The sequence below is a fragment of the Myroides odoratimimus genome (genome assembly GCF_004337635.1).
GTDB classification, from domain to species: domain Bacteria; phylum Bacteroidota; class Bacteroidia; order Flavobacteriales; family Flavobacteriaceae; genus Flavobacterium; species Flavobacterium odoratimimum.
The window spans coordinates 123072-139615 of sequence record NZ_CP037427.1 but is presented as its reverse complement, the minus strand read 5'-3'; the positions used below and the strand labels follow the sequence as shown (position 1 = coordinate 139615).

Annotated in this window: 14 protein-coding genes and 5 tRNA genes; 14 read left to right on the top strand and 5 right to left on the bottom strand. The window is 33.3% G+C overall.

Annotated features, from left to right (window positions below; genetic code table 11):
* The first annotated feature begins 287 nt into the window (after positions 1 to 287).
* Both E0Z07_RS00630 and E0Z07_RS00625 read left to right on the top strand, forming a co-directional pair.
* Complete coding sequence (locus E0Z07_RS00630; protein WP_006261814.1) at positions 288 to 1256, top strand: AraC family transcriptional regulator; 969 nt, start codon at positions 288 to 290, stop codon at positions 1254 to 1256.
* 9 nt (positions 1257 to 1265) lie between these two features.
* A complete protein-coding gene (locus E0Z07_RS00625) occupies positions 1266 to 1640 on the top strand; it encodes a hypothetical protein (RefSeq protein ID WP_233446003.1) in 375 nt (124 codons plus the stop codon).
* Positions 1641 to 1902: 262 nt separating this feature from the next.
* Here the strand turns inward: E0Z07_RS00625 and E0Z07_RS00620 are convergent, their stop codons facing one another.
* Positions 1903 to 3129 (bottom strand): IS110 family RNA-guided transposase, encoded by a 1227-nt coding sequence (locus tag E0Z07_RS00620; protein WP_006261804.1) that lies wholly within the window; start codon positions 3127 to 3129, stop codon positions 1903 to 1905.
* A gap of 254 nt (positions 3130 to 3383) precedes the next feature.
* Here E0Z07_RS00620 and fabV point away from each other — a divergent pair, with 254 nt between their 5' ends.
* Positions 3384 to 4577, top strand: coding sequence for an enoyl-ACP reductase FabV (fabV, locus tag E0Z07_RS00615; RefSeq protein ID WP_006258680.1), 1194 nt, complete (start codon positions 3384 to 3386; stop codon positions 4575 to 4577).
* A gap of 63 nt (positions 4578 to 4640) precedes the next feature.
* Here the strand turns inward: fabV and E0Z07_RS00610 are convergent, their stop codons facing one another.
* Entirely contained in the window at positions 4641 to 7097 is a 2457-nt protein-coding gene (locus tag E0Z07_RS00610) for a hybrid sensor histidine kinase/response regulator (protein WP_006258679.1), read from the bottom strand.
* Between the two features lie 367 nt (positions 7098 to 7464).
* Here E0Z07_RS00610 and E0Z07_RS00605 point away from each other — a divergent pair, with 367 nt between their 5' ends.
* A complete protein-coding gene (locus tag E0Z07_RS00605) occupies positions 7465 to 8280 on the top strand; it encodes a hypothetical protein (protein WP_131540146.1) in 816 nt (271 codons plus the stop codon).
* Between the two features lie 60 nt (positions 8281 to 8340).
* On the opposite strand, the gene E0Z07_RS00600 is transcribed toward E0Z07_RS00605, so the two are convergent.
* The gene (locus E0Z07_RS00600) at positions 8341 to 9480 is read right to left on the bottom strand and encodes an acyl-CoA dehydrogenase family protein (RefSeq protein WP_131540145.1); all 1140 of its coding nucleotides are present in this window, start codon (positions 9478 to 9480) and stop codon (positions 8341 to 8343) included.
* 235 nt (positions 9481 to 9715) lie between these two features.
* Here E0Z07_RS00600 and E0Z07_RS00595 point away from each other — a divergent pair, with 235 nt between their 5' ends.
* From E0Z07_RS00595 to E0Z07_RS00550, 10 genes are all read left to right on the top strand, one after another.
* Complete coding sequence (locus E0Z07_RS00595; protein ID WP_131540144.1) at positions 9716 to 10804, top strand: anhydro-N-acetylmuramic acid kinase; 1089 nt, start codon at positions 9716 to 9718, stop codon at positions 10802 to 10804.
* Between the two features lie 346 nt (positions 10805 to 11150).
* A complete protein-coding gene (locus E0Z07_RS00590) occupies positions 11151 to 11870 on the top strand; it encodes a MotA/TolQ/ExbB proton channel family protein (protein ID WP_025124723.1) in 720 nt (239 codons plus the stop codon).
* A complete protein-coding gene (locus tag E0Z07_RS00585) occupies positions 11870 to 12265 on the top strand; it encodes an ExbD/TolR family protein (protein ID WP_131540143.1) in 396 nt (131 codons plus the stop codon). Before E0Z07_RS00590 ends, E0Z07_RS00585 begins: the two co-directional genes overlap by 1 nt.
* Positions 12266 to 12267: 2 nt before the next feature.
* A complete protein-coding gene (locus E0Z07_RS00580; RefSeq protein ID WP_131540142.1) occupies positions 12268 to 13083 on the top strand; it encodes an energy transducer TonB in 816 nt (271 codons plus the stop codon).
* Positions 13084 to 13099: 16 nt separating this feature from the next.
* The gene (locus E0Z07_RS00575) at positions 13100 to 14317 is read left to right on the top strand and encodes a bifunctional folylpolyglutamate synthase/dihydrofolate synthase (RefSeq protein ID WP_131540141.1); all 1218 of its coding nucleotides are present in this window, start codon (positions 13100 to 13102) and stop codon (positions 14315 to 14317) included.
* A gap of 92 nt (positions 14318 to 14409) precedes the next feature.
* A tRNA-Val gene (locus E0Z07_RS00570) sits at positions 14410 to 14487 on the top strand.
* A 42-nt stretch (positions 14488 to 14529) separates the two neighbouring features.
* Positions 14530 to 14604, top strand: a tRNA-Val gene (locus E0Z07_RS00565).
* Between the two features lie 30 nt (positions 14605 to 14634).
* Positions 14635 to 14709 (top strand) — tRNA-Val (locus E0Z07_RS00560).
* Positions 14710 to 14739: 30 nt separating this feature from the next.
* Positions 14740 to 14814, top strand: a tRNA-Val gene (locus E0Z07_RS00555).
* Positions 14815 to 14844: 30 nt separating this feature from the next.
* Positions 14845 to 14919 (top strand) — tRNA-Val (locus E0Z07_RS00550).
* A gap of 123 nt (positions 14920 to 15042) precedes the next feature.
* Here E0Z07_RS00550 and E0Z07_RS00545 read toward each other — a convergent pair.
* Complete coding sequence (locus E0Z07_RS00545; RefSeq protein ID WP_039328333.1) at positions 15043 to 16029, bottom strand: ISAon1 family transposase; 987 nt, start codon at positions 16027 to 16029, stop codon at positions 15043 to 15045.
* Positions 16016 to 16369, bottom strand: a complete 354-nt coding sequence (locus E0Z07_RS00540; protein ID WP_006260368.1) for an ISAon1 family transposase N-terminal region protein — start codon at positions 16367 to 16369, stop codon at positions 16016 to 16018. The genes E0Z07_RS00545 and E0Z07_RS00540 overlap by 14 nt, the downstream gene beginning before the upstream one ends.
* Positions 16370 to 16544 lie beyond the last annotated feature (175 nt).

Below are 16544 nucleotides of genomic sequence, written 5' to 3'. Positions count from 1 at the left end.
TGGTAAATAAAGTTTAATAATTTATTGTGTAATGGTTGTTTTTTGTTCGTCATTTTAAGTTTATATATATGATTTTCACAAAACTGATCTTGCATTGTTAAAAAATGTTTTTAAGTAAGAAATAAGTAATAAATTTGCACTGCTTTAGAGAAAAATATGAATATGCGAATATTTATATTTAAGTCCCCACTTATCTAGGCATGTACCACATATTGTATCAATATGTGGCGTATGATCTTGTGCGTTGAGGGCAGCTTCCAAAGCATTGCATTAACACCACCTAACGCATGAAATTTTTGAGTAATCCTTATAACGCAAAAAGTGATAAAGCTATCTTCGAAAAGATAGTGCAGCTAACTATTGTATTAGTGGCTTTGCAGTTTTTATTATCGCTAATCAATATTAATATTACGTTTGGATACTTCATCCTACCTATCATATACGTTATGATAAAATATGACCGTACAGAGGTCAATATCTTTAATAAATTACAATTACATTTTGTAGGTACTTTAGGAGTACTATTATTAGCTTTTAGTGAAATGACAATGCTATATGAGATTGTTAACCTACTTTTTTTGGTAGGATATCTATTTGCTATTTGTAAAAATATAAACTCAGTACACGCAAAGAACTTAAGTTATAAGGCATTTAACTTTATTAGCTTTTTTAGTTTTTATGCTGTTGCTGGTACTGTAATTTGTTTTTTCTATTTCCTAATGGATTTATTTGATAAGAGCTATGGAGTAACAAGTTCTTTCTTATTTGGTGGAATAGATTTCTTTGCTATTTTGTTTTCGACACTTACTTTGATTGTTAGTCGTTCAGAAGAAACTGTTGAAAATGAAATTAAGGAGGTAACAAATAAAATTATAGATGCTCCAGTGTTGAATGTTGTTGTTACTGATGCATTAGAGAAAGAAATGAGTGGTCAAGTAGAGAGCATTATTCAATACTTTGAAAACTCAGAAGAGTATTTGGATACTAATTTCTCTTTAGATCATTTGGCTAAAGAAGTTGAGATGAGTAAACATCACTTGTCAGAAGTTATCAATCACGATATGAATACTAGTTTCTATCAGTTGTTAGCAAAGTATAGAATTAACCATGCGAAATTTTTAATAGAAAAGAAACAGAACTTGACTATTGAGGCGATAGTAGATGAGTGTGGATTCAGTAGTAAGTCAACTTTTAATAAATATTTTAAATATTTCGTTGGCCAGACACCATCAGGGTATAGAAGTTTGGTAGCGTAAGGATAAGTTATGGAAGAATATTTATACATACTTATTTTATCAGCAGCAATCGTTTTCGCATGTATATCTTACTTTATAAATAATAGATTAGTTAGTAAAAGAAGTTCTCAGAGAATTTTAAATTGGTTTTTACTATTTATGATTCTTCATTGTACAGTAACTATTCTAGTGAGATTCTTTTTTGAAGAAGAAACATTTGTTTATTTAGGGATGCCGTTTGGAATATTTTATGCACCATATTTTTACTGTTGTTTTAAAACATTTGCAAAAGAGGTTAAAGAAAATGCTGATACTGGTAAAAGTGCAGTAGCATTTTTTAAAGATGATTATATTCACTTTGTACCAGGGGTTCTTTTTTTTCTGAAAGTCTATAGGTATTATTAATCATCAGACAATAAAGTATTAAGCCTAATGTATAAAAGGCCTTTATTAAGATATTTACATATTACAATAGATTAAAAGATCAATGCTTAAAATAAGGAGTATAATTTTTTCTACGAGCTCAAAGGCATCAACTGTTGGTTCTTAGCGTCTGATATCAGTTTTTATCTCGGGGAGTTTAACCACCAAAAAAAGGACGATCTTAATATATTCAAGACGTTTAGTTTTTCTCTCTCACTATATAATTAAAGCTTGATAAATTAGATTATTGTATATGTATATTTTTAAGTTTTTCTATTTCTAATTGAAATCTCTCTATTTTTTTAATTCTTCTATGTTCTAGTATTTTTTTGTCTTGAGTGTGTAATTGATATGGTTCTTTATCTCTTAGTACATGATATATTGCGATTAGTAATTTATGAGCTATAGCGATAGTGGCCTTTTTCTTTCCTCTACGATTAGAAATATGATAATGTTTTACTGCAAATATGGGATTGTCTTTGGATCGTATTGCAACCCAAGCAGCTTCAACTAAAGAGGCTTTAAGATATTTATTGCCTTGTGTTATTCTTGTAGAATACTTTTTACCTGCACTTTCATTATTACCAGGGCATACTCCTGCCCAAGAACTTAAATTTTGATGGTCTGGAAAGTAAGACATATCATTACCAATTTCGCCTAGTACACTTAAAGCTAATTGTCTTGATATCCCAGGAATAGTTTCCAGTAATTCTACATCTTTTTGCATACTAAATCTATACTGTTCCATTTGAGCTTCTAATTGTGCTATTTGTAAGTTGATATTATTAATGGATTCTAGTATGAGATTAAGCATAAAAATATGATGCTTGGTTACATTTCCTTTTAAAGCCTTGACTAACTCTACTCGCTTATTTCTTAAAGAACCTTTTGCCAAATTTGCTAATATTTCTGGATCTGTTTGTCCTTGAATGATAGCTTGAATCATTTGCATTGCACTTACTCCAAATACATCACTAACTACACTACGTAATTTTATATTAGCAGACTCTAATACATTTTGCAGTCTGTTTTTCTCGGCTGTACGAGAAGAAACAAGTTTTCTTCTGTGTCTATATAGTTCTCTTAATTCTCGTATTTCTTGTTCAGGTATAAAACTACCTTTAAGTAAACCAGAGAGTAATAATTTACAAATCCACTCACTATCTTTTTTGTCTGTTTTCTGTCCAGGAACATTTTTGATATGGCGAGCGTTAACAAGAATAACATGGCAATAATCTTCTAAGATGCAATAGACAGGACGCCAATAAACTCCAGTACTCTCCATTGCAACCTCTGTTATGGAGTAACTCTGTAACCATGCTACTAATTCATAAAGATCATCTGTAAAAGTTAAGAATGTTCTTGTTTCTGTTTCAAAATCACTACCTTTAATGGTAGCTACAACTGTGTCTTTGTGAACATCTAATCCACAACCACGGTCTAAGATAAAGGGTAATCCATTGACAGCCATAGGTCGTATATTTTGATTTATTGGTACTAAGATATCGTTTTAAGCGATAACCTTTTTGGTTTGATACGCTTATGACTTTAATGGCTGTTGGTGATACCCGATATCATGTGTGTTTTTATCTCATAATTAAAGTTTCTTGTTGAAGATGAGGAATTTGTAGATATGTTATTTTATAATAATAAATATGTATTGTTGTGATAAAATGCGTAATTTGCAACTTGGTTTAAATTCAACTAAGTAGAAAAAGATTTATAATGATTATACAACCTAGAACTAGAGGATTTATTTGCTTAACTTCTCATCCAGAAGGATGTGCAGAGAATGTAAAAACGCAAATCGAATATGTTAAGTCTAAAGGACAAATAGTAAACGGACCTAAAAAGGTATTAGTAATTGGAGCTTCTACAGGATTTGGATTAGCTTCACGTATTTCTGCTGCTTTTGGTTCTAATGCAGCTACAATTGGTGTGTTCTTTGAAAAACCAGGTACAGAAGGTAGACCAGGTACAGCAGGATGGTATAATTCTGCAGCTTTTGAAGAGCAAGCTAAACAGGCTGGTATTTATGCAAAGAGTATTAATGGAGATGCTTTTTCTGACGAAATTAAGAAAGAAACTATAGAGCTAATTAAAAAAGACTTAGGTCAAGTAGATTTAGTTGTTTACAGTTTAGCTTCGCCACGTAGAACTCATCCAAAGACTGGTGTAGCTTATGCTTCAGTATTAAAACCTATCGGAGAACCTTTCACTAATAAAACAGTAGACTTCCATACAGGTGTTGTATCTAATATTAGTATTGATCCTGTTAAGGAACAAAGCGATATTGATAACACTATTGCTGTAATGGGGGGAGAGGATTGGAAATTCTGGATTGAAGACTTAAAAGCAGCGGGTGTTTTAGCAAATGGAGCTAAAACAGTTGCTTATTCTTATATAGGACCTGAATTAACTTACCCTATCTATAGAAATGGTACTATAGGTATGGCTAAAAATGATTTAGAGGCTACGGTACCAGTAATTAATGATTTACTTAAAGATCTTAATGGTGTATCTTATGTTTCTGTAAATAAGGCTTTAGTTACTCAATCAAGTTCTGCTATCCCTGTTGTTCCTTTATATATTTCATTATTATATAAAGTAATGAAAGAGAAAAATATTCATGAAGGATGTATTGAGCAAATGCAACGTTTATTTGCTGATCGTTTATATGGAGGTAGTTTAGCTTTAGATACAGAAGGACGTATTCGTGTTGATGATTGGGAGATGAGAGAAGATGTACAATCTGCAGTAGCTAAGTTATGGGAAGAGGTAACTTCAGAGAATATCGAAGCTATTTCTGATTTAGCTGGATATAGAAAAGACTTCTTCAACTTGTTTGGATTTGAGTTTGATTCAATTGATTATACATTAGAATCAGATGAGCTAACAACAGTTGCTAGTTTGAAATAATAGACAAGATTATTGTTATATATAAAGCCCCTTAATATTCGTATTAAGGGGCTTTTTGATTAGTTATTCTTCTAAGTGATTCTGTTTTATCTGAGTAAGTATTAAGTTTATTTTATCTTCCAATACCTCAATATAGTTTCTTAGTTCAAGTTGAGTTTCGAAAGTTATTGTTTTATCTTCTAGTACTTCTAGAAGAGGTATAATGGATGTAATTTCAAGTTGTCTGAACATAGGTAGCATTTTATGAGCTATATTTCCAATTTGTTCTAAGTCAAAATCTTCTTCAGCATAATGCATGTCTAATAGGTTCTCTTCTGTACTTTCTATAAAGATTACTAGAAGGTTCCTTAAAGCATTAAGATCATCTCCAATAAATTGTTTTAGTGTATTCGTGTTATAAGTAGCACTTATTGTTGTTTGATTATTAGCGTCTTCAATGTTCTTTTCTTTAGTTCTAGAACTGTTTAATTGATAGTCAAGATTAAGAATATTAGAAATTAGAATTAGTAACTCTGTAAGCTGTAATGGTTTTGGGTGCGCAGAAGCAAACCCTGCTTGAGTGAATTCTTCCATTGTAATATCTCTTTTACCAGAAAGTGCTATAACAGGAATGGTCTTAAAATCAGTATTTTTCTTTAAATGACTTATAAGCTCAAATCCGTCCATCTTAGGCATCTGAATATCACTAAGTATCAAATTGTATTGATCTTCTTTTAAAATAGCTTCTATGGATGTAGGATCGAAAGTTACAGTGACTTTATTAAATAAAGGAGAAAGAATCTCTTCCATCAATTGTAACTGTACTTTATCATCATCTATAACAACTATATTTATCCTATTAAGAGATTGGAATACAGATTGTAAGTCATTGGTGTGTACAATTATATTGGTGTCTTCTTCAGCTTCTATAATAGGTATTGTAAAGGTGAAGGTAGATCCTTCATTCAATATACTCTCTACATGAATAGTTCCTCCTAATAATTCAATCATTCTTTTAGAAATATTAAGTCCTAATCCAGTACCTCCAAATTTCTTTTCTATTCCATCATGAGCTTGTTGAAACTCGTTAAAGATATTCTTAGTTTGGTTAGCTGCTATTCCTATTCCAGAATCAGAAACTTTAAAGACTATATATTCTTTTTCTTTCGTAACACTAACATTCACTCCTCCTTCTTGTGTAAACTTGATTGCGTTAGTGACTAAGTTTGTTAGTATTTGCTTTATACGATGCGGATCTGAGACAAAGTTGCTATTTAAGCTATCTTCAATTGACCAATTTAATTTTATGTTTTTGTTCTCAGCATTAGGCACTAGTATATTACATGTGTTATCTACTAGTTCTTTAGGGTTGAATGCTTTCTGTTGTATACTTATTTTGTTGTTCTCTAATCTAGAGAAATCTGTTAAGTCGTTGACTAAATTTGTGATATACTTAGAAGAAGACTTAATGTTGTTAACGTACTTCTGTTGTTTGTTATCAAGGTTTGTTTGATCTAATAAATCAGTAAAACCAATAAGTCCCCCTAGAGGAGTCTGTAAATCATGAGTTACTGTAGCGAGCAGCATAGACTTACTGCGCAGTAGCACTTCATTCTCTTTATTTAGTTTTTCTAATGCATTTCTGTATTCCTGTGTTTGATTGATATCCCTAATGATAATCCACCCTAGTATTAAAACTACGATTAGTGCAGTCCCTCCGATATACGCGATATTGGTAGAAGCAGCGCTAATTCTAGATTTTGACTCATTGATCTTTTGATAAGATAGTGTAAGTATATTTTGTTCTACATTCTGTAGGATACCTCTTAGCTGATCAGTGATAATCTTGTTTTCTTTCAGTAAACGTTGTTCTTGGTTGAGCAAGTTGTTTTGTTTGTCATTGATTTTCTCTTGTGTAGCGATAAGGATACGCTCCATTGCATTGATAATAGAGTCAGATATACTAGGATAGTTAATAGTTGTTTTAATAGTATCAGTATGATCTCCTTTGAATAACCTTGCCCAACCACTTCTTTTCTCCTTTTCTTTACTTTGGATTACGATAGGTTGTATGTTTTTCTCTATTTCTTCACGGATATTGTAGATTTCAGAGAAAGCCTCAGTGTATTTGTTTTCAGCAGAAAGATCTTTTCTAGCTTTGATAATGTTTTCAAAACTGACTTTTTTACGAGAAAGTAGGTCTTTAACAGAGTCAAGCTTCACTACTGTAATAGGATCTTGTACATGTGTTTGTACCAAGTTAATTTGCTTAACGATGGTGTCGAGCTCTTTATAATAGAGCTTGATATCTTTACTATTACCACTCAGAATAGCTGTTCTACTATAAGCTTCACTACTGTATAGGTTATTGATAGCACTAGTAACTAAGAAGATTTTATTATTTTCTTCAATTACATGCTCCTCAGGAATAGTAAATTTTTTAGCCTCTTTATAAATATACGCTCCAGAGAATAATGCAGCTGCAAATAGCGTAAAGTATAGAAAGAGAATCTTCGCTTTTATAGATTTAGGTGGCTTCATGTATAGATAAAGTTTGGTGTAAAATTACAAAAGAGAGTTCAATGATTGTGTTAAAAGCAATAGTCTTTGCTAAAGTTTATTTTTAACTGTTTTTGTTTAAGTATATCTTTTTTGGTATTAATGTTGTTTTTTGTTTTGTATTTAACTTTTTGTTTGTATTTTTGGTTTAGGTGATTAGCGGTGTTTATTGCCCTTTAAGTAGAATCGTACAGATTAAATTATATGAAAAAGAGAAAAGAAAATTCTCACGAATCAATGTTTAATACGTTTTAAACAAAGACTTACTATTTACAGTAGGTCTTTTTTTGCTTATAAGGTATTTGTTAATCTTAAAAACGCTATTTTTACATAACGTAAGTAGAAGATTATGAGTACGGTAAAATTATATTATAGCCCTTTTCATCCCAAACAAAGTGATGCTAAAATCATGTTGTTTGCTTTAGGAGTAAGTGTATTCTTATGTCTAGGTGTTATTGGTAGTTCTTATTTGTTTACTTCTGATTCTAATAGAAAAGATGAAACTATTGTATTTTGTCCCTTACTTCCTCTTCCAGATAGTAATAATGACTTAGCTAACACTGTCGAAGCTTATTATCTATTAACAAGTCCTATAATTGACTATGTACCTGTAGAAGAAATTCCTTTAGGAAACTATTTTGAAGGTCCAAGAGTTAGGTTTAACAACCAAATGCCAGCTGATATTACACAAGTAGGAGTAGTAGGAGGGGATATTATAGAATATGATACTAGTATTACTGATATAACTGTTAGTCCTGAGAAAGAAATAATTACAGCTTCTGGTGAAGAAGTTAGTTCTAACAGTGCGGATACTAATATTGAATACATGGAGGAAGAGTATGGTAAACCTTTTTTTTCTTTGATAATAGAAGCAAGTCCATATGAAGGGGAAGAGACTTTTAGAGCAAATATGATTAATAAACTTAATTTAGATCATTATTTAAATCAAGGTGAGCAGTATCGTTTTAATGTGAACTTTACAGTAGATATAGATGGTACATTCTCTGATATTGTTATTCAGAGTGTACAAGGATATCTACCACCTTATTTAAAGGGAGATATTATAGCTGTATTTCAAACAATACCTCAGTGGCAACCTGGTTCTCAGAATGGCAGACGTGTCCCGACAACATTTAAATTACCCATAAAGGTCAATGTACAATAAATACGAAAAGGCTATTAACACAATTGGTTAATAGCCTTTTTTATAAGGATTGAGTAATGCTTATTTAGCAATAGCTCTAGAAATAACAATCTTTTGAATCTCAGAAGTACCTTCATAGATTTGAGTGATCTTAGCATCACGCATCATTCTTTCTACGTGATATTCTCTTACATATCCATTACCTCCGTGGATTTGTACAGCTTCGATAGTTGTATCCATTGCTGTTTTAGAAGCGAATAACTTAGCCATAGCACCAGATAATGAGATATCTTGACCTGCATCTTTCTCAGCAGCAGCTTTGAAGCAAAGCATTCTAGCAGCAGTGATTTGAGTAGCCATATCAGCTAATTTAAATGCAACTGCTTGGTGGTTGATAATTTCAGTACCAAAAGCTTTACGCTCTTTAGAATATTTTAATGCTAATTCGTAAGCACCTTGAGCGATACCTAACGCTTGAGAAGCGATACCGATACGTCCTCCGTTTAATACATTCATTGCGAATGCAAATCCGAATTCGTCTTCTCCGATTCTATTTTCTTTAGGAACCTTTACGTCTGTGAACATCAATGAATGTGTATCAGATCCTCTGATTCCCATTTTTTGTTCTTTAGCTCCGATTTCAAAACCAGCCCAACCTTTTTCAACTATGAATGCATTGATTCCTTTGTGTTTTTTCTCTACATCTGTTTGAGCGATTACGATATAGTAGTCAGCTGTACTACCATTCGTGATCCAGTTTTTAGTACCATTTAGTAGATAGTGATCTCCCATATCTACAGCAGTAGTTTTTTGAGATGTAGCATCTGACCCTGCTTCTGGCTCTGATAAACAGAATGCACCGATTACTTGTCCTGAAGCTAGAGGTACTAGGTATTTTTGTTTTTGTTCTTCACTAGCGTATTTCTCTAAACCAGCACATACTAATGAGTTATTTACTGACATAACTACAGCAGCAGAAGCATCTACTTTTGCAATTTCTTCCATAGCTAATACATAAGATACGCTGTCTAATCCGCTACCTCCGTATTTAGGATCTACCATCATTCCTAAGAATCCTAGTTCACCAAGTTTTTTAACTTGTTCTGTTGGAAATTTAGAATGTTCATCTCTTTCAATTACACCTGGTAATAATTCTGTTTGAGCAAAGTCGCGAGCAGCCTGCTGAATCATCAATTGCTCTTCTGTAAATTTAAAATCCATTTATAGTCTCTTAATTTTTTAGTTGTTCTAATTTTTGTAGCTCTCAAATATAATTGATTTAAAACAATTATTCAATTTAGATTCTGTTTAAATTTGATGCATAAAATGATTATAATTTATTTTTGGGCGAAACAATGTTTGTTATTTTAAAGAACTTATATTGATAAGTGAATAATGTAATGAATATTATACCTTAAACCTTTGTAGATTATAGTAAAAACCCAATCTTTATACTATGAATAAATACCAATATAATATCATCGGAGTTATGTCAGGTACTTCATTAGATGGAATAGACCTGGCTTATATCACTTTTAATTGTGAAAGTGGTAAGTGGAGTTTTGAGGTTCACTGTACTGATACTGTCGCTTATAGTGCTCAGTGGAAAGAACAATTAAAGAATGCAATCGATCTAGATAGTAAACAAATAGAAATATTAGATGTACGCTATACCACCTATTTAGCCACTGTGATTAATCAATTCATTAAAGATAAAACGATAGAGAATATAGATGCTGTATGCTCACACGGTCATACTATCTTTCATAAGCCAGAGCTAGGCTATACCTTACAGATAGGGAATATGCCTATACTAGCTGACTTAATACAGCAGAAGGTAATATGTGACTTTAGAGTACAAGATGTTCTTTTAGGAGGACAGGGAGCACCTTTAGTACCTATAGGAGATAGCTTGTTATTTAGTGAATACGAGGCTTGCCTTAATCTTGGAGGATTTGCTAATATTTCTTTTGAAGGAAGGCTTAATTATAGATTAGCCTATGATATTAGTGCAGTGAATACATTGCTTAATGAACAAGTGGCCAAACTTGGCTTAGAGTATGACGATAAAGGAATGCTTGCCTCAGAAGGAACGATTAATGAAGACCTGCTAAGAGAATTAAATGCACTTGATTTCTATAAGCAGTCTGCGCCTAAATCATTGGGGATAGAGTTCTTAAATGCTTATATAAAACCTATTCTTAATAAATACACCTTATCTGTAGAAGATTATTTAGCTACGCTAGTAGAGCATATTGCTATCCAAATTGCAGCAGGTATCGGTGTTAAAGAAGGACAGCGTGTATTAGTCACAGGAGGCGGAGCTAAAAATGATTACTTAGTTAGTAGGATTAAGGCACACGCAAAAGGTATTTTGTTTGAAAAACCTTCTGATGAAGTGATTGATTATAAAGAAGCAATAATATTTGGTTTACTAGGAGTACTAAAATTGAGAGATGAAGTGAATGTCTTAGCTAGTGTTACTGGAGCCAAGTATGATCATAGTTCAGGTAGAATTCACGAGGTATATACACAGGTAAATTAGCTTATTTAGAAGATGAAGATTATGTTTGCATTGTATTGTATACGAGTGTATTAATTAGTAGGTGATAACCCTAGGATAATGACTAGCATGAATGTTATATAAAGAATATAGCATTTATGTATAATTATACATACAAACATTTTATCTTTGAACTCATTTTGAACTATAATGGCAAATGATTATAAAGACAAAATCTCACTTTTTTTGATATTTTGAATATTAAATCTCATTTTTTTTCGTTATCATGAAGTAAATGAGATTATAGAATGAGAATAATCTATATCAATTTTGCACAATATAGAACAACAGAAAAAAGACTTTTAAAATTTTAAAACTCAGATTATTTATGTTTCATTTCTTACAAGTGGATACAACAGCAGTAGCACAGAAATTAGCTAATGCAGCAGAAGCTGGAGAAGCAGCCGTTAAAAAAGAACTAGCTCTTAGCGAGATTATCTTTAGTGGTGGGCCGATAGGGCAGGCTATTATGATTATTATTTTTATCATGCTATTCATGGCTCTGTATCTATATTTAGAGCGTTTCTTTGCTATAAAAAATGCGTCTAAGATAGATGATAACTTTATGGCTCAGATAAAAATGTTCTTATCTCAAGGAAAGATAGATCAAGCTAAACTTCTATGTGCAAACACAAATACACCCGTATCTCACCTAATCGGAAAAGGAATATCTAGAATAGGGAAACCTCTTCAGGATATTAATATTGCGATAGAGAATGCAGGGAAGTTAGAAGTGTATAAGATGGAGAAGAACATTAATCTGTTAGCAACATTATCTGGAGCAGGACCAATGACAGGATTCTTAGGAACTGTAGTAGGGATGGTGATGGCATTCCATGAGATGTCTACAGCTAGCTCTGCTCGTATAGATATGAGTGTATTATCAGAGGGGATTTATACTGCGATGATGACTACAGTATTTGGATTGATCGTAGGTATTGTGTCGTATGTTGGGTATAATCACTTAGTGAGTAAGATAGATAAGATTGTACATCAGTTAGAGGCAAATGCAGTAGAGTTTTTAGACCTATTAAATGATCCTGCATAATGAACATAAGAGGTAGAAATAAAGTATCCGCAGAGTTTAATATGTCGTCGATGACAGACATCGTATTCTTATTGCTTATATTTTTTATGGTGGCTATTACTACGATGACGAGTACTAACGCACTAGATTTAATACTTCCTAATTCTGATGGTAAGGCTGATGTAGTGGAGACTGTAGCTGTGAGTGTAGATGATCAGTCTAACTATTATATCAATGAGCTAAAAGTAATGCCGGAAGAACTAGAAGAGGGACTGAAAAATAAATTAAATAGAATAGAAAATCCTAATGTAGTATTGCATGTCGCTAAAGGTGTACCTGTAGAGGATGCAGTATTTGTGATGGATATTGCTTATCGCAATAATTATAAGATTGTATTAGCAGTGGAACCAAAGTAGGTATGAAGATATTACAAACAGAAAGTGAAAAAAAGGCTTTTGCAATTACTTCAACAGTTTTTGTACTTCTTTTTTTGTTGTTTTTCTTTTATAAAATAATAACTCCTGTTCAGGAAGAAGAACCTTATTTATTAGGTGGGGAGATTGCTATTAACTTTGGGAATAGCGAAGTAGGGAAAGGGGATGTACAACCAACTGAACCTATCGCTATGGAACCAGAGCCTGAAGTAGCTACTCCTATTGAGACAACAGCTGAGCCTGTTGTTACTCAAAATAAGGTAGATGTTCCTGTAGTAAAGAAAACGGAGGATAAGCCAAAAGCAAAAGAAGAACCTAAAAAAGAAGTTGTCAAACCTAAACCTGATCCAAAACCTAGTCAAAGTACAACAGATGCTCTAGCTAGCCTTATTAATGGGCCAAAGACAGCTGGAGAAAAGTCTGAAGGACAAGGGAGCTCTACTAAAGGAGGAGATCAAGGAAAGCTAGATGGAGATATTTACTCTAACTCTACTTATGGTAGCGGTAAGGGGAATGGTAGTGGTAACGGTACTAGTTGGGGACTGAATGGACGTGCATTAGCCAATAGAGGACAAGTAGTACCTGAATGTAATGAGGTAGGAACTGTAGTAGTGGAGATAAGAGTAGATAAGAGCGGAAAGGTCGTATCTGCACAACATACTAAAGGGACAACTAACTCTGCTAAATGTCTTACAGATGCAGCTATTGCTACTGCCAAGACATTTAGATGGAAAGCAGATGACAACGCACCGAATATTCAAGTCGGATTTATAGTTATTAATTTTAAAGTAGGACAGTAGTCCTATTTTTTTGAATATGAATTATCAAGAAACCTTAGAATGGATGTTTAATCAATTGCCAATGTATCAACAAAAAGGGGCAATAGCTTATAAAGCAGATTTATCCAATACAATAAAACTAATTAATCATTTAGGCAATCCTCAAGATAGTCTGAAGACGATACATATAGCAGGTACTAATGGAAAGGGGTCTACCTCTTCTATGATCGCTTCTATTCTACAAGAAGAAGGATATAAGGTAGGGTTATATACTTCTCCACATCTAAAGGACTTTAGAGAGCGTATCAAGATCAATGGGGTAGAGATATCAGAATCTTTTGTAATCGACTTTATTAGACGTAATAAACCCTTTTTTGAAGAGAACTCTTTGAGCTTTTTTGAGATGACAGTAGGCATGTGCTTTGAATACTTTAAACAGGAGCAAGTAGACGTAGCTGTAATCGAAGTGGGAATGGGAGGTCGTCTAGATGCGACTAATGTTATACATCCATTGATTTCTGTAATTACTAATATAGGTAAGGATCACACAGCATTCTTAGGAGATACACTTGAAGCTATCGCAGGTGAGAAAGCAGGTATTATAAAGAAAGGTGTACCTGTAGTGATAGGAGAGTATAACGAGCATACACAACCTGTATTTATAAATAAGGCAAAAGAGATGTCTGTAGATATCCATTTTGCTCAAGATGCCTATATAGATAACACATTAGTATCAGATCTAAAAGGAGATTATCAGAAATCTAATATCCGAACTGTAAGACAAGTTATAGAATTACTAAGAAAATCATTCGAAATAACAGAAAAAGCCGAAGTAGAAGGACTTCTTCATGTAGTACAGAACACAAAATTATTGGGTAGATGGCAAGTTTTAGGTCAGAATCCGAAGATAATTACAGACACTGCACATAATTCTCATGGGCTAACTATCGTGATGAATCAGCTAAAACACGAAAATTACCGCAATTTGTATGTTGTTTTTGGTGTAGTGAATGATAAAGATTTAGATTCTATCCTTCTTTTATTGCCCAAAGAAGCAAAATATTTTTTTGCTAAACCAGATAATTTACGCGGGCTAGAACCTGAGATTTTAGCTACTAAAGCGAGAGAGTTTGGTTTGATGGGAGAGGTTTGTAGTTCAATACCAAATGCTTACGCAAAAGCGAAGGAGACAGCAGGTGCTGAGGACTTGATATATATAGGGGGGAGCACATTTGTGGTAGCTGAAATTTTATAAAAAAAATATTCAAAAAAGCTTGCAAAGTAAAATCACAGTCGTATATTTGCACCCGTAATCAACAAACGATTACACGTTCTTAAAAAGGAAATGGGCGATTAGCTCAGTTGGTTCAGAGCACCTCGTTTACACCGAGGGGGTCGGGGGTTCGAATCCCTCATCGCCCACCATTTTCAAAATATTGTTTTTATCCAAAATTGTTTAAATACTTAGGGCGATTAGCTCAGTTGGTTCAGAGCATCTCGTTTACACCGAGAGGGTCGGGGGTTCGAATCCCTCATCGCCCACAACAATACCTAGTTATTTAAAATTCTTTTGGGCGATTAGCTCAGTTGGTTCAGAGCACCTCGTTTACACCGAGGGGGTCGGGGGTTCGAATCCCTCATCGCCCACAATAACACCAAGTTATTTAAAACATTTTTGGGCGATTAGCTCAGTTGGTTCAGAGCACCTCGTTTACACCGAGGGGGTCGGGGGTTCGAATCCCTCATCGCCCACAAGACAAGTTTGTTTAAAAGTAATATTTTGGGCGATTAGCTCAGTTGGTTCAGAGCATCTCGTTTACACCGAGAGGGTCGGGGGTTCGAATCCCTCATCGCCCACATCCTAAGCTTCACTATACAGTGAAGCTTTTTTTTTTGACCTAATGTGTTTACTGTTCTATCGTTTTTAGGGATTACCATACTGTACCACTCTTATGAGGGATCAGTGACAAAATTTGGGGACTAGGCAAAAAGTCTAGTTAATCTAAAAAGAAAAAACTTCTTATCCCTAACACCTCTATACATCATACGGAAGTATTTAATTTTGGCATTAAATGATTCCGCAGAAGCATTTGTACTTCTATTAATAAAGTAATTGATGATTTCGTTATAGTGTACATTAAAAGTCTTTAAAACAGTACTAAAGTGTTTGAGTGAAGCTTTTTCAATATCATTAAACCAATGAGCTAGCTTAGTCATAGCTATTTCTTTATCTATTTGTAGATTATATATCTGTCTAAGGTTATTAGCAAGTAGATAGGCTTGTTTGATCTCTGGGTATAATTCAAATAGTACCTTAGCTCTTTCTTGTTGATCAGATGTCCAATTAATTTGGTTTTTATAAAGTAGAGAACGTGAGCGAACTAAAAGTTGCTTCTTAGTATCCCCATTAGTAAGTATTTCAGGATTATATATAACGCCTTCTTCCTTAGCCTTTAAAACAGCAGTGTTCTCAGCGTCAAGCTCAGCCCATCTATATTTTATTCTAATATCTTGTACAGCTTCACTTACAAGCTTTTGTACATGAAAACGATCAATTACTTGCACAGCTTTAGGGAAGCACTTCTTAGCTATCTGTTTCATAGCCCCTGCCATATCTAAAGTAATCTCGGTAACTTTATTTCTAAATTTTTTAGGTAGTTTAGATAGATGCTTTATTACAGTATCTGATTTTGTTCCTTTAACTATCGCTACAATGGTCTTTTTCTGACCTTTACCTGCTTTAGAAGTCAGTATAGTGTACAATTCTCTCATAGATAAACATACTTCATCTATGGACAGTTGTTCAGTTATATTTTCTGGGTAGAGTAGCCAGTCTTGTGCATGTTCTTGTTGATCCCATTGTTTGAAACCACTAGTTTTATGTTTGTATTGGCGTTGAAACTTTTCACCTTTAACTCCAAATAATTCACCAATAGCCTTACAGCTAAGTACTTTAGTATCGGCCAATTTTTTTTAAGAACTCCGAAAACTCTGTAGTCATTCGTGTTCCTTCTGCGATGATATTCCAATCACGTGATATAATTTCTCCTGTTTGTTTATCTGTCCAACGACGACGTTGTACGTGTAGTTTAACTGATTTACCTCGTAACGGGAAGTCTTCAATAGTAATCATACTATGGAAACCTTTAGAAATAAGCTGTCTTTCAGCACATTGATTTCCGTAATCATTCTTCTCTTCAAAGTAGATATGTAGTTTGGTCTCTAATTCTTCTACTTTAGTAATATTGAAGTGTTCTACTAAGTAAGTAGGTAAGATTAGTTTTAGTATTTCTTGGCTATCCATCATAGCACAAAGATATTATTTTACACTTTCCTCCCCAACTTTTAACGTTGATCCCTTATGAGTTCATAACTTTATATTCAATTTAAAAAACCTGAGTTCGATTAATATTAATGCATAAAAAAAGGTAAAAATCCGTATATTTAAGTATCTGAAATTTAAATATATAAAAGATTTTTAC

Excerpts from the sequence above, each read along its gene's own strand:
- E0Z07_RS00575 (WP_131540141.1), top strand. The coding sequence starts at position 13,100 with ATGAATTATCAAGAAACCTTAGAATGGATGTTTAATCAATTGCCAATG.
- E0Z07_RS00595 (WP_131540144.1), top strand. The coding sequence starts at position 9,716 with ATGAATAAATACCAATATAATATCATCGGAGTTATGTCAGGTACTTCA.
- E0Z07_RS00630 (WP_006261814.1), top strand. The coding sequence starts at position 288 with ATGAAATTTTTGAGTAATCCTTATAACGCAAAAAGTGATAAAGCTATC.
- E0Z07_RS00625 (WP_233446003.1), top strand. The coding sequence starts at position 1,266 with ATGGAAGAATATTTATACATACTTATTTTATCAGCAGCAATCGTTTTC.
- E0Z07_RS00590 (WP_025124723.1), top strand. The coding sequence starts at position 11,151 with ATGTTTCATTTCTTACAAGTGGATACAACAGCAGTAGCACAGAAATTA.
- fabV (WP_006258680.1), top strand. The coding sequence starts at position 3,384 with ATGATTATACAACCTAGAACTAGAGGATTTATTTGCTTAACTTCTCAT.
- E0Z07_RS00600 (WP_131540145.1), bottom strand. The coding sequence starts at position 9,480 with ATGGATTTTAAATTTACAGAAGAGCAATTGATGATTCAGCAGGCTGCT.
- E0Z07_RS00605 (WP_131540146.1), top strand. The coding sequence starts at position 7,465 with ATGAGTACGGTAAAATTATATTATAGCCCTTTTCATCCCAAACAAAGT.
- E0Z07_RS00580 (WP_131540142.1), top strand. The coding sequence starts at position 12,268 with ATGAAGATATTACAAACAGAAAGTGAAAAAAAGGCTTTTGCAATTACT.
- E0Z07_RS00585 (WP_131540143.1), top strand. The coding sequence starts at position 11,870 with ATGAACATAAGAGGTAGAAATAAAGTATCCGCAGAGTTTAATATGTCG.
- E0Z07_RS00620 (WP_006261804.1), bottom strand. The coding sequence starts at position 3,129 with ATGGCTGTCAATGGATTACCCTTTATCTTAGACCGTGGTTGTGGATTA.
- E0Z07_RS00540 (WP_006260368.1), bottom strand. The coding sequence starts at position 16,369 with ATGATGGATAGCCAAGAAATACTAAAACTAATCTTACCTACTTACTTA.
- E0Z07_RS00610 (WP_006258679.1), bottom strand. The coding sequence starts at position 7,097 with ATGAAGCCACCTAAATCTATAAAAGCGAAGATTCTCTTTCTATACTTT.